This window comes from Phaeobacter italicus (genome assembly GCF_001258055.1).
GTDB lineage: Bacteria > Pseudomonadota > Alphaproteobacteria > Rhodobacterales > Rhodobacteraceae > Phaeobacter > Phaeobacter italicus.
Window position 1 is genome coordinate 68,840 of record NZ_CVRM01000001.1, and the last position, 17,741, is coordinate 86,580.

The 17,741-nt window shown below is 62.2% G+C and carries 16 protein-coding genes; 9 read left to right on the forward strand and 7 right to left on the reverse strand.

What is annotated here, in order from left to right; all coding sequences use genetic code 11:
- Positions 1-39: 39 nt before the first annotated feature.
- Positions 40-726, reverse strand: coding sequence for a rhomboid family intramembrane serine protease (locus NIT7645_RS00335; RefSeq protein WP_037302531.1), 687 nt, complete (start codon positions 724-726; stop codon positions 40-42).
- Between the two features lie 131 nt (positions 727-857).
- On the opposite strand from NIT7645_RS00335, the gene trpS reads away from it, so the two are divergent.
- Together trpS and NIT7645_RS00345 are read left to right on the forward strand one after the other, a co-directional pair.
- A complete protein-coding gene (gene trpS / locus NIT7645_RS00340) occupies positions 858-1,886 on the forward strand; it encodes a tryptophan--tRNA ligase (RefSeq protein WP_008560196.1) in 1,029 nt (342 codons plus the stop codon).
- A gap of 142 nt (positions 1,887-2,028) precedes the next feature.
- Entirely contained in the window at positions 2,029-3,792 is a 1,764-nt protein-coding gene (locus NIT7645_RS00345) for an OmpA family protein (protein WP_008562174.1), read from the forward strand.
- 93 nt (positions 3,793-3,885) lie between these two features.
- On the opposite strand, the gene NIT7645_RS00350 is transcribed toward NIT7645_RS00345, so the two are convergent.
- From NIT7645_RS00350 to paaG, 5 genes are all read right to left on the reverse strand, one after another.
- Positions 3,886-4,683 carry a metallophosphoesterase gene (locus NIT7645_RS00350; RefSeq protein WP_037302532.1) on the reverse strand — a complete coding sequence of 266 codons (798 nt, stop codon included), beginning with the start codon at positions 4,681-4,683 and terminating at the stop codon, positions 3,886-3,888.
- 111 nt (positions 4,684-4,794) lie between these two features.
- Complete coding sequence (locus NIT7645_RS00355) at positions 4,795-5,391, reverse strand: TetR/AcrR family transcriptional regulator (protein WP_008563278.1); 597 nt, start codon at positions 5,389-5,391, stop codon at positions 4,795-4,797.
- Between the two features lie 6 nt (positions 5,392-5,397).
- Positions 5,398-6,708: a phenylacetate--CoA ligase PaaK gene (paaK, locus tag NIT7645_RS00360; RefSeq protein ID WP_008559713.1), complete on the reverse strand. Its 1,311-nt coding sequence runs from the start codon at positions 6,706-6,708 to the stop codon at positions 5,398-5,400.
- 43 nt (positions 6,709-6,751) lie between these two features.
- A complete protein-coding gene (gene paaI / locus NIT7645_RS00365) occupies positions 6,752-7,189 on the reverse strand; it encodes a hydroxyphenylacetyl-CoA thioesterase PaaI (RefSeq protein WP_008562757.1) in 438 nt (145 codons plus the stop codon).
- A gap of 2 nt (positions 7,190-7,191) precedes the next feature.
- On the reverse strand, positions 7,192-7,977 hold the full coding sequence (gene paaG, locus NIT7645_RS00370) for a 2-(1,2-epoxy-1,2-dihydrophenyl)acetyl-CoA isomerase PaaG (protein ID WP_008563063.1): 786 nt from the start codon (positions 7,975-7,977) through the stop codon (positions 7,192-7,194).
- Positions 7,978-8,105: 128 nt separating this feature from the next.
- On the opposite strand from paaG, the gene paaZ reads away from it, so the two are divergent.
- Positions 8,106-10,136 carry a phenylacetic acid degradation bifunctional protein PaaZ gene (gene paaZ / locus NIT7645_RS00375; RefSeq protein ID WP_008563288.1) on the forward strand — a complete coding sequence of 677 codons (2,031 nt, stop codon included), beginning with the start codon at positions 8,106-8,108 and terminating at the stop codon, positions 10,134-10,136.
- 82 nt (positions 10,137-10,218) lie between these two features.
- The gene (locus tag NIT7645_RS00380; RefSeq protein ID WP_008562917.1) at positions 10,219-11,043 is read left to right on the forward strand and encodes a PaaX family transcriptional regulator C-terminal domain-containing protein; all 825 of its coding nucleotides are present in this window, start codon (positions 10,219-10,221) and stop codon (positions 11,041-11,043) included.
- A 24-nt stretch (positions 11,044-11,067) separates the two neighbouring features.
- Here the strand turns inward: NIT7645_RS00380 and NIT7645_RS00385 are convergent, their stop codons facing one another.
- Positions 11,068-11,418: a RidA family protein gene (locus NIT7645_RS00385; protein WP_008559624.1), complete on the reverse strand. Its 351-nt coding sequence runs from the start codon at positions 11,416-11,418 to the stop codon at positions 11,068-11,070.
- Positions 11,419-11,855: 437 nt separating this feature from the next.
- Between NIT7645_RS00385 and NIT7645_RS00390 the strand changes: the two genes are divergently transcribed.
- The 5 genes from NIT7645_RS00390 to NIT7645_RS00410 are packed head-to-tail and all read left to right on the forward strand — an operon-like array spanning position 11,856 to position 17,731.
- Positions 11,856-12,887, forward strand: coding sequence for a BMP family protein (locus NIT7645_RS00390; protein ID WP_008561925.1), 1,032 nt, complete (start codon positions 11,856-11,858; stop codon positions 12,885-12,887).
- Between the two features lie 13 nt (positions 12,888-12,900).
- The gene (locus NIT7645_RS00395; RefSeq protein ID WP_050685760.1) at positions 12,901-14,469 is read left to right on the forward strand and encodes an ABC transporter ATP-binding protein; all 1,569 of its coding nucleotides are present in this window, start codon (positions 12,901-12,903) and stop codon (positions 14,467-14,469) included.
- On the forward strand, positions 14,459-15,508 hold the full coding sequence (locus NIT7645_RS00400) for an ABC transporter permease (RefSeq protein WP_008561082.1): 1,050 nt from the start codon (positions 14,459-14,461) through the stop codon (positions 15,506-15,508). Before NIT7645_RS00395 ends, NIT7645_RS00400 begins: the two co-directional genes overlap by 11 nt.
- 1 nt (position 15,509) lies before the next feature.
- Positions 15,510-16,454, forward strand: coding sequence for an ABC transporter permease (locus NIT7645_RS00405; RefSeq protein WP_008559817.1), 945 nt, complete (start codon positions 15,510-15,512; stop codon positions 16,452-16,454).
- Positions 16,454-17,731, forward strand: a complete 1,278-nt coding sequence (locus NIT7645_RS00410; protein ID WP_008560610.1) for an amidohydrolase family protein — start codon at positions 16,454-16,456, stop codon at positions 17,729-17,731. The genes NIT7645_RS00405 and NIT7645_RS00410 overlap by 1 nt, the downstream gene beginning before the upstream one ends.
- Positions 17,732-17,741 lie beyond the last annotated feature (10 nt).

Genomic DNA, 17,741 nt, shown 5'->3' on the forward strand with positions numbered 1-17,741 from the left:
CGGCGCTGCTGTTTCCGGCGCTGAGCATCTGTGCCTGTCCTACTCCCGGCGGATGCGGTTGCGGATGCGGGCCCAGCCGCCGGGGGCGAGAAAGAAGGACAGGCCAAAGCCGGTGGCAAAACCGCAGAGGTCCGCGACCCAGTCCAATGTGCCGCCGAACAACAGGCCGAACAGCAGCTGGATCCCCATCAAGAACGCAATCAGCGTGAAGGCGCGGCTTTGCTGGGCGCCGACCAGCGACAGCTGGCGCCACAGAATATAGGTAAAGGCCCCGATCAGGCCGTAGACGGCGGGAAAGCCCCCGACCAGCGGCACCGGGGATTGGGTCAGCAGCGCATATCCCAAGGCCCCGCCGATCCCGGACATCACAAAGATCAGCACCATCGCGGCATCGCCAAACAGCTCTCCCACCATTTTGCCCATGGCCAGCACAAAAACGCAGACAAACAGCGTCTGGGTAAAGGCCACATGCACAAAGGGGTAGGACACAAAGCGGATCAGATGCTCGGCCGGCCACTGCCCGGTTTCCCACATCCAGGCAAAAATCTCGGCGGAGAAGGCATAGCTTTGGACCGCATCAAGCCGCCAGCCAATGGCCTCTGGCCCGCCGACAATGCCACGGGCGCCCAGCGAAAACGCCGCCTCGATGCCCATGATGATCAGCACCAGCGCGATCACACCGGGGGGCAATGGGTTCACGGGGGACGGTTCTCTGACGTGGTCCATCTTGGGGCTTTCTCCTGCTCGCCTGCTTTATCGCCTCGCCCTGGCCCGCACAGCGGATCCGCGCGCGGTTGACGACGGTTCCTGCCATGGTTAAGCCACTGAGCATCCTAATTCCAGACGGGAGTTTCTCGATGACCGAGACCACATTCACGCCTCGCGTGTTTTCCGGCATCCAGCCCTCGGGCAATCTGCACCTGGGCAACTATCTTGGCGCGCTCAAGCGGTTCGTCGACTGGCAGGCCAAGGACGTGGAAAGCATCTACTGCATGGTGGATCTTCACGCGATCACCGTCTGGCAGGATCCGGCGGATCTGAAGAAATCCACGCGCGAGCTGTGTGCGGGTTTCATCGCGGCAGGGCTTGATCCGGAGAAGTCCATTCTCATCAACCAGAGTCAGGTGCCCGAACATGCGCAGCTGGCCTGGGTGTTCAACTGCGTCGCGCGCATGGGCTGGATGCAGCGCATGACCCAATGGAAGGACAAGGCCGGCAAAAACGCGCAGAACGCGTCGCTTGGTCTTTTTGCCTATCCTGCGCTGATGGCGGCTGACATTCTGGTCTATCACGCGACCCATGTACCGGTGGGTGAGGATCAGAAACAGCATCTTGAGCTGACACGGGACATCGCGATCAAGTTCAACCATGACTATGGCGTGAACTTCTTCCCCGAAACCGAGCCGGTGATTGAAGGCGCGGCAACCCGCGTCATGAGCCTGCGCGATGGTTCCAAGAAGATGTCGAAGTCCGATCCCTCGGATGCCAGCCGCATCAACCTGACCGATGATGCGGACGCCATCGCCAAGAAGATCCGCAAGGCCAAGACCGACCCGGAGGCGCTGCCGTCCGAGGCCAAGGGCCTGGAAGAGCGCCCCGAAGCACGCAACCTCGTCAATATCTATGCCGCGATGGCAGAGATGAGCGTCGACCAGGTGCTGGCAGAGGTGGGCGGCAAGCAGTTCTCGGAGTTCAAACCGATGCTTGCGGATCTGGCTGTCGCCAAGATGTCTCCGATCACCACAGAGATGGCCCGGCTGATGGAAAACCAGGACGAGATCGACAAGATCCTCGCCCGTGGCTCGGAGCGCGCCCGCGCGATCACCGCGCCCATCCTGAGCCAGACCTACGACATCATCGGCATGGTGCGCCCTGTCGAGGTCTAAGACCGGTCAAGCCCAGGCACTGACATGACTTTTTGACCGCCCCGCATTGGGGCGGTTTTCTTTTGCGCCGCTGCTGCGCAACTTTCCTGTGAGTCATCCGTTGTCTTTCTGTGGCCATGTGCCGGAACAGAAAGGAACCGACATGAAACCGGGTATTTTCAAATCATCCACGGCGCTCGCGGTTATGATCTCGCTGGCAGCCCCTCTTCCTGCCCTGTCGCAAAACAAGGGCGGCAAGCAGATTGATCTCAGCCAGATGTCTGTAGGTGAAATCAGCGATCTGGTGGATCGATGCCGCAAGCGGGCGGAACGCACCCAGAAGAAACTGGCCGCAGGTCAGGAGGTCGAAGAAAAGACCGGCAAGATCGCCAAGTTCTGCAAGGCCTATGGCACTGGTGCCTTTGACGCGGATTTGCCCGGTGAGCTGCAATCCGCCAGCGTTCTGGCCAGCGTCGCGGAGCTGACTGCAGACGCAGACGTGGAGGCCGACGCCGAGGTGCAGGCATCGGAACCCACGGACGCCCCGCCGACCGAAGCCGCGGACACCCAGCCGCAGGCGGACGCCGCAGAGACGGCTGGCACTGATACCAGTGCTGAAGCTGACACCGAGAGTGCGCCCGCGCCCCAAACCGACGCGCCCGCAGGGACGCCCGCTGCAGACGATGTAACAGAGGCTGCTGATGGGTCCGAAGCGACGGCGGAGGCCATTGCCGCAGATCTGGCCCAATCGCCGGAGGAAGCGGACGAAGGCACCGACAATCCCGAACTGGCCGAAATCGACAGCCAGGCCCAGGCCGATGCTCTGGCTGATGCGCTGGACGGGGACGGCAATGCAGCCAGCGCGGCGGCTGCCAGCGCGAGCGATCCGAGCACAGGAGAGGCAGAGCCCGAAGTGATTGAGGAAGTCGTCACCGAGGAGACCGCCCGCAGCTCTGACGAGGAGTTCGAAACCGCTGTTGGCGACGCGGCCCCGGCCCCGCAACAGAACGCAGCGGCACCTGAGGATGACAGCGGTCTGTCCACCCGCGAGCGCAACGTCCTGCTGGGGCTGGGAGCCTTGGCGATCGGCACGCTGTTGAACAACGGCAGCAAGGTTGTCGCCAATTCGGGCGACCGCGCCATTGTCGAGCAAAACGGCCAATACCGGGTGCTGAAGGATGATGACGCACTGCTGCGTCAGCCGGGGTCGAATGTGACCACCTACCGCTTCGCCGATGGCTCGACACGCACTGTGGTTGTGCGCGAAAACGGGGTTGAGGTGGAAACCATCCGCTCTGCCGAAGGGCGGGTATTGCGCCGCACCAAACTGCTGCCGGATGGGCGCAGCGTCGTGCTGTTTGATGACACCCAGAAAGCAGAGCGCGTGGTGGTCAACGAGCTGCCACAGGTTCAAGAGGACCGCAGTGCCGTCTCCAGCAGCAGGGCCGTTTCTGCCGAGGATCTTGCGGCTGCGCTTGCCGCACAAGATGCCAAGTCGGTAGAGCGCCGTTTCTCGCTGGCGCAGATCCGCAACATTGATGCGGTGCGTCGCCTGACGCCGGTCATCAACGTGGATTCGGTGAATTTCGACACCGGATCGTCGGTGATCCGCCCGCAGGAAGCGGAGGAGCTGGCGGCCCTTGGCAATGCCCTGCGTGAGCTGATCGACCGCAACCCCGCCGAGGTGTTCCTGATCGAAGGCCACACCGATGCGGTCGGGGCTGCGACCTTCAACCTTGCGCTATCGGACCGTCGCGCGGAAACCGTGGCGCTGGCGCTGACCGAGTATTTCGACGTGCCCCCGGAGAACATGGTGGTGCAGGGCTATGGTGAGAGTGATCTGGCTGTGCGCACCCTTACGGCCGAGCGCGCGAACCGCCGCGTGGCCGTCCGCCGCATCACCCAACTGCTGAGTGGCGCGCAGTAATCGCCCGATCTGTTCGTATCAACAGACAGACACACCACCCCGGCGCCTTGAAAGGCGGCGGGGGTTTTGCGTTCCGTGCATGGCGCCGGAGCGTTATGACTGACCCCGGCCTGATGTGCCAACGTGATAGGGGCAGAATTGGAGCGGCTGTATGGTCACGCTGTCCTGCTCAAACGACACAACAGCAAGTTCGGGCGCTTCGGCGCTTGGGGTGAAGCTGTTCCAGTCCCATTCTGGCTGCGGTGGCGGCGCCTGATAGAGCACAGAACGCAGGGCCGTGAAGGGGATGCCCCGGATGGTGCCGGTCACGGATCGGTGCACATGGCCAACGCAGAGATGGCGGAGGTTTGCCCGACCTTCGATGATCTCAAGAAAGCGCGCGCCATGTTCCAGCCGCGCGCTGTCCTGCACGGGCAGACCCAGCGGCATTGGCGGATGGTGGAGAAACAGAAGAACCGCCCTGTCTTGTGCTGCGTCCAATGTGCTGGTCAGCCAGCGGGCGCGCTCGGCGCAGAATTCGCCCTCCGATGCACCCGGTTTGAGAGTGTCCAGACACAGGATGAGCCCAGCCGGGGTGTCCACGGAATATTGCAGAAAACCGTCCATGCAGCTGTCCGGTACCTGAAACTGCGCGCGCAGCAGATCCCGGTCATCATGATTGCCCACCATCGGCAGACAGGGGATCGCCAGTTGGTCGAGGCGGTCAGCCAGATCGGCATAGTTGCGGGCGGTGGCGGTCTCTGCCATGTCGCCGGAAATCACGCAGTAAGAGGCGTCGGAATGGTGCTGGTTGATATAGTCGATGGCCGCATCAAGGCGCAGTTGCGGGTCATGACCCAGGATCTCTCCGCTGTGCTGGAAATGCAGATCTGACATCCAAATCAGTTTCATCGAAATCACGTCCCGGCCGGTCAGGCCCAATAAATCCGGCCTGACTATGGTGCACATTCACTGTCTGGCGCAAGCCGGGGCGCATGGCGACCTGCTGTTTGGTCGCCGCCCCTAAAGCCTGCCAACCCCGCCGAGGGTCAGGTTTGCGACCACATCGGCGTAGGCTTCACGCGCGTCGGAGCCCGCGCCGGAGTTCCACATGTAATACCAGTTCAACATGCCAAAGACCGACATCGTGGCAGAGCGCAGTTTTTCGCTGTCTTGGGCCAGTGTGGTGGGTGCGACGGCTGCGAGCGCGTCGCTGACCACCTGGACCAGTTCCCGTTGATAGGCGCGAAGCAGCTTTTGCTGGTCTTCCGGCAACGCGCCCATTGCACTGATCTGAACCTGATGTTCGTGGTCCGCGCCCTGATAAGCCAGCAGGATTTCCGACACGATACGGCGCAACCGCTGATCGGGGGACAGCGCGCTGACATCGACGCCGCAGACCCGGTCGCGCAGCTCGCTCAGGTAGGTGTCAAGGACGCCGAACAGGACGGCATCCTTGCTGTCGTAGTAGTGATAGATATTGGCCTTGGAGATCCCGCACTCTCGCGCGAGTTGGGTCATCGAGGCGCGGTCGAACCCTGCCTCGGCAAACACCTTGGCCGCAGATTTCAGAATCTGGGCGCGTTTCTCGTCGTGGTCTTTTGCGATCGTGCGGGCCAAGCGGGGTTACTCCTTGCTGCGGTTGTCGACGACGCGCTTGGCCTTGCCCTGGCTGCGCTCCACCGAACCCGGCTCGCCTACAATGATCTCGGTCGAGACGCCAACCATATCCTTGATGCGCTTGGTCAGCATCCGCGCAGCCGCGGTCTTGCTGAGTTCGTCGGTGGCATCGGGATTGGCCTCTACAAAGACCCGCATCGCGTCCATGCGGCCGGATTTGTAGAGCTCGATCTGGTAGTAAGGCGCGAGGCCGCCGGTCGCCAGCAGCTGCTCTTCCACCTGGCTGGGGAAGACGTTGACGCCGCGCAGGATGATCATGTCGTCGCTGCGGCCAGTGATCTTTTCCATCCGCCGCATCGAGCGTGCGGTGCCCGGCAGGAGGCGCGTCAGATCGCGGGTGCGGTAGCGGATCATTGGCAGGCCTTCCTTGGTGAGCGTGGTGAACACCAGCTCGCCCAGCTCGCCATCCGGCAGCACCTCGCCCGTTTGCGGGTCGATGATTTCCGGCAGGAAGTGATCTTCCCAGATCACCGGGCCATCCTTGGTCTCGACGCATTCGTTGGCGACACCCGGTCCCATGATCTCGGACAGGCCGTAGATATCGACCGCATGCATGTCAAAGGCGTCCTCGACCTCCTTGCGCATAGCGTCGGTCCAGGGTTCGGCGCCAAACACGCCCACCTTGAGCGAGCATTCGCGCGGGTCCATGCCGACCTTGTGGTACTGCTCCAGAATGTTGAGCATGTAGGAGGGCGTCACCATGATGCCGTCGGGTTTGAAATCGGTGATCAGGCCGACCTGTTTTTCGGTCTGCCCGCCCGACATCGGCACCACAGTGGCGCCCAGACGTTCGATCCCGTAGTGCGCGCCAAGCCCGCCGGTGAACAGGCCATAGCCGTAGGCGTTGTGCACCATATCGCCCTTGCGCAGGCCAGACGCCCGCAAGCTGCGCGCCACCAGATCCGCCCAGTTGTCGATGTCGCCCTTGGTATAGCCCACAACCGTCGGCTTGCCGGTGGTGCCAGAGGAGGCATGGAGACGGATGATTTCACTGCGCGGCACCGCGAACAGGCCGAACGGGTAGTTGTCGCGCAGGTCGTTCTTGTAGGTAAACGGGAACTTCGCCAGATCGGACAACTGTTGCAGATCGTCCGGATGCACGCCTGCCGCGTCGAACCGCTCGCGATACATGGGCACGTTTTCATAGGCGTGGCGCACCGACCATTTCAGCCGGTCCAGCTGAAGGGCGCGGATTTCGTCGATTGAGGCAATCTCGATCGGGTCCAGATCAGCCTTGTTGGGGGTCAGGTCTCTCATTGGCGTCCTCCACACCGTTTGGTCGTCTCAATTGGCGGCTCAGTCAGTCGCCCTGTTTCTCGTCAAACAATTGGCCTTTGATCGCCCGCGAAAACCCGCGGAACTCGGCTATTTTGGTGCCGTCCTGATTGGTGACAGTGACATCATAGATGCCGCTGCGCCCGGTCAGTGACAGCTCTGTTGCGGTGGCAATCAGCCGGTCGCCCAACCGTCCGGGCGCGGTGTAGCTGATCACGTTGTGCTGCGCGACGGTGGCCTGATTGCGGCTGTTGCAGGCAAAGGCAAAGGCGCTGTCGGCCAGCATGAAGGTGACACCGCCGTGGCAGATACCGTGGCCGTTGCAGTGGTGCTGGGTGACGGTCAGCTCCAGCGTGGCGGCGCCCTCATCCACATGGGTGATTTCCATGCCCGCCCATTTGGAGGCATGGTCATCCGCCCACATGGCGGCGGCAGATTTCTCGGCGCGTTCCTTGGGGGTCATGGTCATTTGCCCTTGAACGCGGGTGCGCGTTTTTCCAGGAAGCTGGCCACGCCCTCTGCGTAATCCGCGCTTTCGCCGCAGGTCTTCATCGCGTCGGCCTCGATTTCCAGCTGGTCGGACAGCGTATTGACCGCTGCGGCCTGGATTGTCTGTTTGGTCAGACCCAGACCCAGCGTCGGGCCGTTGGCGAATTTCTCTGCCATCGTGCGGGCCTCGGCCATCAGGTCGTCATCAGGCAGCGCCTTCCAGATCAGGCCCCAGTCCTCGGCCTTCTTGGCAGGCAGTGGTTCAGCGGTCAGCGCCAGCCCCTTGGCGCGCGCCTCGCCCAGAAGGCGCGGAAGATGCCAGCTGCCGCCGGTGTCCGGGATCAGGCCAACCTTGGAAAACGACTGGATGAACTTGGCGCTTTCGGCGGCCAGCACCACATCGCAGGCCAGCGCCAGATTGGCCCCTGCCCCGGCCGCCACGCCATTGACCGCACAGATCACCGGGAAATTCAGGGAGCGGATGAGGTTCACAAGTGGGGCATAGAATGTGCGCACCGTGTTCCCGAGGTCCGGGGGGCCATCCATCTTGCGCGGATCGCGGTCGCCCAGATCCTGCCCCGCGCAAAAGCCGCGGCCCGCGCCAGTCAGCAGCACAGCGCGGGCGCCACCGTCGCGCGCGGCCTCGAGTGCGGCGCGCAGGGCGTAGTGCATTTCCTCGTTGAAACTGTTCAGCCGATCAGGCCGGTTCAGGGTGATTTCCACCCAGTTTCCATGCCCCTGCACCAGCAGCGTATCCGACATTGCCGCGCCCTCCCTCTGACGTCATGGATAAAGATCTTGCATAAACCGACCGGACGGTCAATATATTTGCAACCCCGCCGATTGCGCCCTTGGGTGGTCGGCCAGCAACAGATGCAAAGGATCTCACGATGAGCCTTCTTGATGTTTCCAGCTTTGCCGCTGGTCAGTGGATTGCACCGGGTGCAGGTGCGCGCAACATTGCAAGCGCGATCACAGGCGAAGTGATTGCCCAAGCGGGCAATGATACGCTGAATGTACAGGGCATGCTGGACTATGCTCGCTCTGTCGGCGGCCCCTCCTTGCGCAAGATGACGTTCCACGACCGCGCCCGGATGCTGAAGGCGCTGGCAGGTCATCTGAACCAGCACAAGCAGGCGCTTTATGATCTGTCGTTCAACACCGGCGCCACCCAGTCCGACCACATGATCGACATTGATGGCGGCATCGGCACCATGTTCGTCTTTGCCTCCAAGGGTCGGCGCGAAATGCCGGACGGCCATGTCTACCTGGACGGGGATGTCGAACAGCTGTCGCGCAACGGCACCTTTCTGGGCCAGCACATCTGCACGCCGTTGCAAGGGGTTGCAGTGCATATCAACGCCTTCAACTTCCCGGTCTGGGGCATGCTTGAGAAACTGGCCCCGACCCTGCTGGCCGGTGTCCCCGCGATCGTGAAACCCGCGACCGCCACCTGCTATGTCACCGAACTGGCGGTGCGGCTGATGCTGGAGTCGGGCATCCTGCCGGACGGGGCGCTGCAGCTGGTGTCCGGTGGGCTTGGTGACATGCTCGACCACCTTGGCATGCAGGATGTTGTCAGCTTTACCGGCTCTGCCGAAACTGCGCTGAAACTGCGCGCAAACCCTGTGATCCTGCGGAACTCGGTGCGATTCGTTGCGGAGCAGGACAGTCTCAACGCCTCCATCCTTGGCCCCGACGCCCAGCCCGGCACGCCGGAATTTGACCTGTTCGTCAAGGAAGTCAGCCGCGAGATGACCACGAAAGCGGGCCAGAAATGCACTGCCATTCGCCGCATCATCGCGCCGGAAAGCCAGATCGAGGCCGTCATTGCAGCCCTGTCAGAGCGTCTGGCGAAGACCCAGATCGGAGATCCCCGCCTTGAAGGGACCCGGATGGGGGCGCTGGTGTCGAATGCGCAGAAACGCGACGTGATGGAAAAGGCCGCCATCATCGGTCAGGAGGCCACCCGCGTCTTTGGCGATCCGGAGCGTTTTGACGTGACGGGTGCGGACGCGGCCAAGGGCGCGTTTGTGCCGCCCATGCTGTATCACTGCGAAGCGCCTGACACGGCAGAGCGCGTGCACGACACAGAGGCCTTTGGCCCCGTTTCGACCATTATGGGCTATCGCGATCTGGACCACGCCATCGCGTTGGCCAACCGCGGTCAGGGCTCGCTGGTGGCGTCCGTTATCACCCATGACCCTGCCGTCGCCCGTGAGGTTGCGATCGGCGCCGGCGCCTATCATGGCCGACTTTATTTCAACAACCGCGACTCGATGAAGGAATCGACCGGCCACGGCTCTCCCCTGCCCCACATGGTGCATGGCGGCCCTGGCCGTGCAGGCGGCGGCGAGGAAATGGGCGGCGTGCGCGGCGTCAAACACTACATGCAGCGCACCGCCATTCAGGGTTCACCCGACATCCTGTCGGCAATTGGCGAGAAATGGGTTCCGGGTGGCACCGAGATCGAAGGCCCCGCACACCCCTTTACCCGCAAGTTCGGCGAACTGGCGGTCGGCGAGACGCTGCACACCGCGCCGCGCACCGTGACGTTGGAGGATATCGAGACCTTTGCCCATTTCACCGGCGACACCTTCTATGCCCATATGGATGACGAAGCCGCCAAGCGGAACCCGTTCTTCCCGGGCCGTGTGGCGCATGGCTACCTGCTGTTGTCCTTTGCTGCGGGCATGTTCGTGCAACCCGACGAAGGCCCGGTTCTGGCCAACACCGGCCTTGATAACCTGCGCTTCATGAAGCCGGTTGCGGCCGGTGACAGCATCAAGGTGCGCCTGAGCGTCAAGAAAAAGACCCCGCGCAACGATGAATACGGTGAAGTGCGCTGGCATGTGACGCTGACCAATCAGGACGATGAAATCGCTGCAGAGTATGAACTGCTGACGATGAACGCCTACTGATCCATTGCCGTAGCACCGCACCTGCCCTGGGCCAGTCCGTATGGACTGGCCTATCGCGTTTCGGGGGCTTAGACATAAGGGTATGACTGATGCCCAAGATCTCTGGTTTGATACCGCCGTTTCCAAGCTGAGTGACCCGCAGAACCAGCGGGTCTGGTCGGTGATCGTGTCCCTATTCGGGGATCTGGCGCAGCAAAAAGGGGCCTCTATCAACGGGCAGACCCTGACGCAGATCATCACGCCAATGGGCATCAAGCCCGAAGCGATCCGCGTCGCGCTGCACCGCCTGCGCAAGGATGGCTGGATCGACAGCACACGCTCGGGCCGGGCGTCTGTGCATTTCCTGACCGAAAGCGGGCGCAGCCAGTCTGCGGCGGTGACGCCTCGGATTTATGCCCGCGAAATTGCCCCGCCCACTGAGTGGCATCTGGCCATTGCAGAAGACGGTCAGTCCGCCATGCTGGATGGATTGCTGGAGCAGGCAGATTACGTCAGCGTCAACCGTTGCACGGCGCTGGGTCTTGGCAAAGCTGCATCGCTGGCCCGTGATCTGCTGGTGGTGCACAACCCTGACTTGGCGGTTCCAGAGTGGCTGCAGAGGCGGTTGTTTCCCGAGGATCTGCGCGTCACCTGTTCGGATCTGGACGTGACGCTGGCCGAACTGAACAGCGCGCGCAGCGGGCTGGCCATTGATGAACAGCTATCCGCAGCGCAGATCGCCACGCTGCGCACGCTGATCGTGCACCGCTGGCGGCGGGTGGTTTTGCGCCATCCGGATCTGCCGCTGTCGCTGCATCCGGACGATTGGCGCGGAGAGCCCTGCCGCCGTCGGGTGGCAGAGCTGCTGGAGGCGTTGCCGCGCCCGACCCTTGCCACCAACGGCGATCTGGCCGGGACTGCGGACTGACACGACAGCTGTCAGGCGGCTGCCTTATTTTGCCGCTGCGGTCACGATCAATTCGACCAGCAGATCGGGGCGGGCCAGTTTTGCCTCGCCGCAGGCACGCGCGGGTGCATGGCCTTCGGGAACCCAGGCATCCCAGACACCGTTCATTTCTTCGAAATCCGCCATATCCGCGAGCCAGATGACACACTGCAGGATGCGGGTGTTGTCGCTGCCTGCTTCGGCCAGGAGGGCGTCGATCTTGTCCAGACAATCCTGCGTCTGCTGGGCAACGCTGGCCCCGGCAGTGCCGACCTGGCCTGCGAGGTAGATGGTATCGCCGTGCTTGACGATCTGGCTCATGCGGGTGCCGGTGTGGCTGCGTTCGATGTCGCTCATCTGAATGTCCTGTTTCCAAAAAACCTGAGTTCGGCCGAAGTGGCCTTGCCAACTCGATAGCCAGAGCCGCGCCCGCGCGCAACGTCAGCGCGACCATGATGGCCCCTGTCGCGGCAGAAACCTGCCCCAAGGGCCGGTGGGACGATCCGGTTTGGCACAGCCCGGTGCCCATTTCTGGCCGGTGATCACCGCCAGTGCGCACCCCGCACAAAATGGGCCAGCACGCGCCGCAAGCCGTTCAAATAACGCACAAATTAGGATGTATGAATTGGTTCTTGCCCAGATAAGAGGCACGCCTCTATAGTTTTCGTTGTGAATGCAGCGGATCCCTTGGCGGCCCGCATTCGGGGCCCTTAGCGTGACTGCACGCACCGCAGCTGCGGTGCCATTCCAGACCAAGCCTGCCCAAGCAGGCCAATCCACAGGGGGAAGTGAGAATGACCAAGATCAAGACCGCAGCGCGGCTGTCGCGCCGCCAATTCCTGACCAGCACTGCCGCGGGCGCGCTGGCTGTTGCGCTTGCCGGGGTTCTGCCAGATCCCGTTCTGGCCGCCGACCCGATCAAGGTCGCAGGCATCTACACCGTCCCCGTGGAACAGCAGTGGGTCAGCCGCATCCATGTGGCCGCGCTTGCCGCGCAGGAGCGCGGCGACATTACCTATACGTTTTCCGAAAACACCTCCAACACCGATTACCCGCGCGTCATGCGGGAATATGCCGAGCAGGGCCACAAGCTGATCATTGGCGAAATCTTTGGGGTCGAGGCCGAAGCGCGGGAAGTCGCCGCAGACTATCCCGACGTGGCGTTTCTGATGGGCTCTTCCTTCAAGGAGGATCCGAGCCTGCCCAACCTTGCGGTGTTCGACAACTACATTCAGGACGCCTCTTATCTGTCTGGGATCGTTGCGGGCGCCATGTCCGAGAGTGGCAATATCGGCATGGTCGGTGGCTTCCCGATCCCGGAGGTGAACCGCCTGATGCATGCCTTCATGGCCGGTGCGCGCGAAATGAACCCGGATATCACCTTTCAGGTTTCCTTTATCGGCAGCTGGTTTGACCCGCCCAAAGCCAAGGAAACCGCCTTTGCCATGATCGAGAATGGCGCGGATATGCTCTATGCCGAACGTTTTGGCGTGTCTGACGCGGCCAAGGAAAAAGGCATTCTGGCGATTGGCAACGTAATCGACACCCAAGGGGATTATCCCGATACCGTGGTGGCATCGGCACTGTGGCATTTCGAGCCGACATTGGATGCGGCCATCGCCAAGGTGCGCGACGGCAGCTTTGTGGCCGCGGACTATGGCACCTATTCTTTCATGAAGGAAGGCGGCGCCTCGCTTGCCCCGTTTGGCACCTTTGAAGGCAAGATCCCCCAAGCCGCACTGGACCTGATCGCCAGCCGCACAGCGGCCATCAAGGATGGATCCTATGTGGTAGAGATCAACGACGCAGAACCCACCTCGTCGTGATCCGAGCCAAGGCATGACAACACCCAGCATGGCGCAGCGCGCGGCCAATGGCCCGGTGCTGCGCCTTAAAGAGATAACCAAGCGGTTTGGTCCGGTGACGGCCAATGAAGACGTGAGCTTTGACCTCTTTCCCGGCGAGGTCATCGCGCTTCTTGGTGAAAACGGCGCGGGCAAGACCACGCTGATGAACATCCTCTTTGGCCAGTATACGGCCGACGCGGGAGAGGTTGAGCTGTTTGGCGCAACCCTGCCACCCGGTGCGCCCCGAGCGGCGCTGGATGGTGGTGTGGGCATGGTGCACCAGCATTTCACCCTCGCAGACAATCTGACGGTCTGGGAAAATATCACCCTGGGCGTCGAGCCGCTATTTCAGATGCGACTGAATTCCAGCGCCGCCAGGGCGCGCATTCGCAGTCTTTCCGAGCGCTTTCACCTGAAGGTCGACCCCAACGCCAAAGTGGGCCGCCTCACCGTGGGAGAGCGCCAGCGTGTTGAAATCCTGAAGGCGCTTTATCGCGACGCGCGGATCCTCATCCTGGATGAACCCACGGCCGTTCTGACACCACAGGAGTCCGATGCGCTTTTTGCGACGCTGAGAGAGGCCATCGGTCAGGGGCTTTCGGTCATCTTCATTTCGCACAAACTGCATGAGGTGATGGCGATTTCAGATCGCGTTCTGGTGCTGCGTCATGGCCGACTGGTGGCAGAGCGGCGCACCGCTCAGACCAGCCGCGATGAACTGGCGTCACTGATGGTCGGGGCCGACGTGAAGCCTGCAAGGTTTGCACCGAATGCCGCGGGGCCTGCGCTGTTGCAGCTGCAAGGCGTATCAACCCCAGACAATGGGGCTGCGCCGCGGCTGCGCAACGTTACGCTGGATCTGGCAGCGGGCCAGATCACCGGGCTTGCCGGCGTATCAGGAAACGGACAGGCGGCGCTGTCTGATCTGATTTCGGGGCTGATCACCACCCAGTCCGGCCAGATCCGCATCCACGGGCGCGAGATCGGCGCATGGTCACCGCGCAAGGCGGTCGATGCAGGCATTGCACGCATCCCCGAGGACCGCCACAAGACCGGCACCATCGCAGATTTCGATCTGACCGAGAACGCCATACTGGAAACCTATTCGACCCGGTTTGCGCGCAGGGGATGGTTGGACTGGCGGGCTGCCCGGCAGTTTGCCAAGGATCTGATCGCGACCTACGACGTGCGCTGTCCGGGGCCGGACACCCGCATCCGGTTGTTGTCTGGCGGCAATATGCAAAAGCTGATCCTGGGCCGCGTGCTGGAGTTGGCGCCCGACATAATTCTCGCCAACCAACCGGTACGCGGGCTGGACATCGGCGCGGTCACCTATGTCCATGAACAACTGGCCAAAGCGCGGGCGCGGGGCGCAGCGGTCTTGCTGATTTCAGAGGATCTCGACGAGATCATGCAGCTTTCCGATGTGATCCATGTGATCAGCGAAGGCAGGCTCAGCCCCGGTTTTCCGCGCGGCAGCCAACAGCCCGAAGATCTCGGCGCTTGGATGGCCGGACACGGGTTTGACACGATGACAGCGGAGGGTCCCCATGCGCCTTGAACCCATCGCGGCGCCCAGCTGGCAGCGTCGGCTGATCCCGCCTGCCGCCGCCATTCTTGCAACATTTGTGATTGCCGCGCTTCTTGCACAGATTGCCGGGGGCAACCCGTTTTCGATTTTCGGGCTGATCCTGTCAGGGGCGCTTGGGTCGAAATTTGCGATCCTTGAGACCCTGAACAGGGCGACGCCGCTGATCTTTACAGGGCTTGCGGTTGCTGTCGCCTTTCGTGCGAAGCTGTGGAACATCGGCGCCGAAGCCCAGCTGTATGCTGGGGCGGTTGTAACGGTTGTTCTGGGCACGGGCGCGCTGGCCCTGCCTGCGCCGCTGCTTTTGCCGCTGCTGGCCTTGGCGGCGATGGTCGCCGGGGCGGGGCTGCTACTTGGGCCTGCGCTGCTGAAAACCCGGCTCGGCGTGGATGAGGTTGTCACCACGCTGTTGTTCAACTTCATCTTTCTTCTGTTTGTTTCCTACCTGCTGGAGGGGCCGCTGAAAGATCCGATGGGGATGGGCTGGCCGAAATCACCACGCCTGAATCCAGAGGCGCGGCTGCCACGGGTGGTAGACGGGTTGCGACTGCACTGGGGGTTTGCTCTGGCGCTGATTTCGGCCGTCGCGATCTGGCTCATCAACACGCGCACCACGCTTGGCTATGAAATGCGGGCGGTGGGGCAGAATGCTGAGGCTGCGCAGTTTGCGGGCATTCCTGTCACCAAAGTGATCCTCAAGACCGCGCTGCTGTCCGGTGGGTTGGCGGGGCTGGCAGGGTATTCCGAGGTGGCGGGTCTCAAGGGGGCGCTGACGCTCGATCTGAGCCCCGGCTTTGGCTACACCGGCATCGTTGTTGCGATGCTGGCCCTTCTGCACCCCATTGGCGTGGTTTTTGCGGCGTTGTTTGTGGCGGCCATCTTTGTCGGCGCCGACAGCATGAGCCGGGCCGCAGGGGTGCCGAGCTATCTTGCCGATATCATGCTGGCGTCGGCGCTGTTGTTGATGGTGCTTGCCATCCTGCTGAGCAAATTCCGCCTGCGGAGGGATTGAGATGGATATTCTGGACATCCTTTTGTCGGCAAGTTTCTGGGCCGCTGCCATCCGGATCGCCTCGCCGCTGATCTTTGCCACGCTGGGAGAGCTGATCTGCGAACGGGCCGGTGTGCTGAACCTCGGGATCGAGGGGATCATGGTTGCGGGCGCATTCTCCGGCTGGATCGCAGTCTGGGCCGGGCTGCCGCTTTGGGGGGGCGTTGCGGTGGCAATGCTGACCGGCATGGCCTTTGGTCTGCTGCATGCAACACTCAGCGTGCCCTTTGGTCTCTCGCAGCATGTGGTCGGGATTGGCCTGACGTTGCTGGCGACCTCGCTGACGTTTTACACCTATCGCGTGGTTCTGCCCGAGGTCTCCTCTCCGCCCAAGATCGAGGCCTTTCAACCCTATGAGATACCTCTCCTTGCCGATCTGCCGCTGATTGGGCCTGCGCTGTTTTCGCAGACGCCGCTGACCTATGCTGCATTTCTGTTGGCCGCGATCTGTGCCTACACGCTGTATCGCACCCCTGTGGGTCTTGCGGTCAGGGCCGCAGGAGAGAACCCTTCGGCTGTCGCAGCGCAAGGTCTGTCCGTGACAGCGATCCGCATGGGCGCGGTCATCACGGGCAGTGGTTTCATGGCGGTCGGCGGGGCGTTTCTGACCCTGTCGGCCTTTGACAGCTTTTTCTTTGACATGGTGAACGGGCGCGGCTGGATCTGTATTGCGCTGGTGGTGTTCGGGGCCTGGCGTCCCGGGAAGGCCGTGTTGGGCGCAATCCTTTTTGCGGCCTTTGATGCGCTGCAGATCCGGCTTCAGCAGACGGCGATCGGGGCGTTGGTCCCGTATCAGCTGTTTCTGATGCTTCCCTATATTCTGTCGATTTTGGCGCTGGTCGTGATGTCACGACGCGCAGAGGTTCCTGCGGCGCTGATGGTGCCGTTCAACAAGGGAGAGAGATGATGTTTGATCTGCTCATCAAAGGCGGCACGCTGCCGGATGGTTCTGTTGCGGATATCGGCATTACCGGAGACACCATCGCAGAGATCGCCCCCGCACTGGAGGCCACCGCGAAGGAGACGATCGACGCGACCGGCGATCTGGTTTCGCCGCCATTTGTCGATCCGCATTTTCACATGGATGCCACCTTGTCTTATGGCCAGCCCCGCGTGAATGCCTCGGGCACCCTGCTGGAAGGCATCAACCTGTGGGGAGAACTGCGCGAGGAAGCAAGCGTAGAGGATATGGTCGAGCGCGCGCTGACCTATTGCGACTGGGCCGCCAGCATGGGGCTTTTGGCGATCCGCACCCATGTGGACACCACCCCGGATCACCTGCGCGGGGTCACTGCCATGCTGGAGCTGCGCGAGGCAGTCAAGGACTACATCGACCTGCAGCTTGTCGCCTTCCCGCAGGATGGGTTGTACCGAACGGAAACCGGGCGCGCGAACCTGCTGCGCGCGCTGGATATGGGTGTCGATGTGGTCGGCGGCATCCCTCACTTTGAGCGCACGATGCAGGAAGGTGCGGACACGCTCGTCGATCTGTGTCGCATCGCTGCCGAGCGTGGCCTGATGGTGGACATCCATTGCGATGAGACAGACGATCCCCTGTCGCGCCATATCGAAACACTGGCACGAGAGACCCTGCGCCACGGCCTGGGTGGCCGCGTTGCTGGCAGTCATCTGACGTCGATGCATTCGATGGACAACTACTATGTCTCCAAGCTCTTGCCGTTGATTGCAGAGGCAGGCGTGAGCGCAATTCCCAATCCGCTCATCAATATCGTGCTGCAGGGCCGCCATGACAGTTTCCCCAAGAGACGGGGCCTGACCCGCGTGAAAGAAATGCAGGCCCACGGCATTGCGGTGGGTTGGGGGCAGGATTGCGTGTTGGATCCCTGGTACAGCCTCGGCACAGGCGACATGCTGGATGTGGCCTTCATGGGGCTGCATGTCGCCCAGATGACCCACCCGGAGGAAATGGCGCGCTGTTTTACCATGGTGACAGAGACCAACGCCCAGATCATCGGGCTGGAGGGGTATGGGCTGAAAAAGGGCGCCAAGGCCTCTCTTGTGGTTTTGGATGCCGCCACCCCGACCGAGGCCGTGCGCCTGCGACCGGCGCGGCTGGCGGTTGTGGCAAAAGGCAAGATCATTTCACGCAGTGCACGCGGTGATGCGACCTTGTCGCTGCCTGGCCGTCCTGGTCAGGTTCGTCGCCGTCATGCCCTGCCCTAAGAGCGGGCTT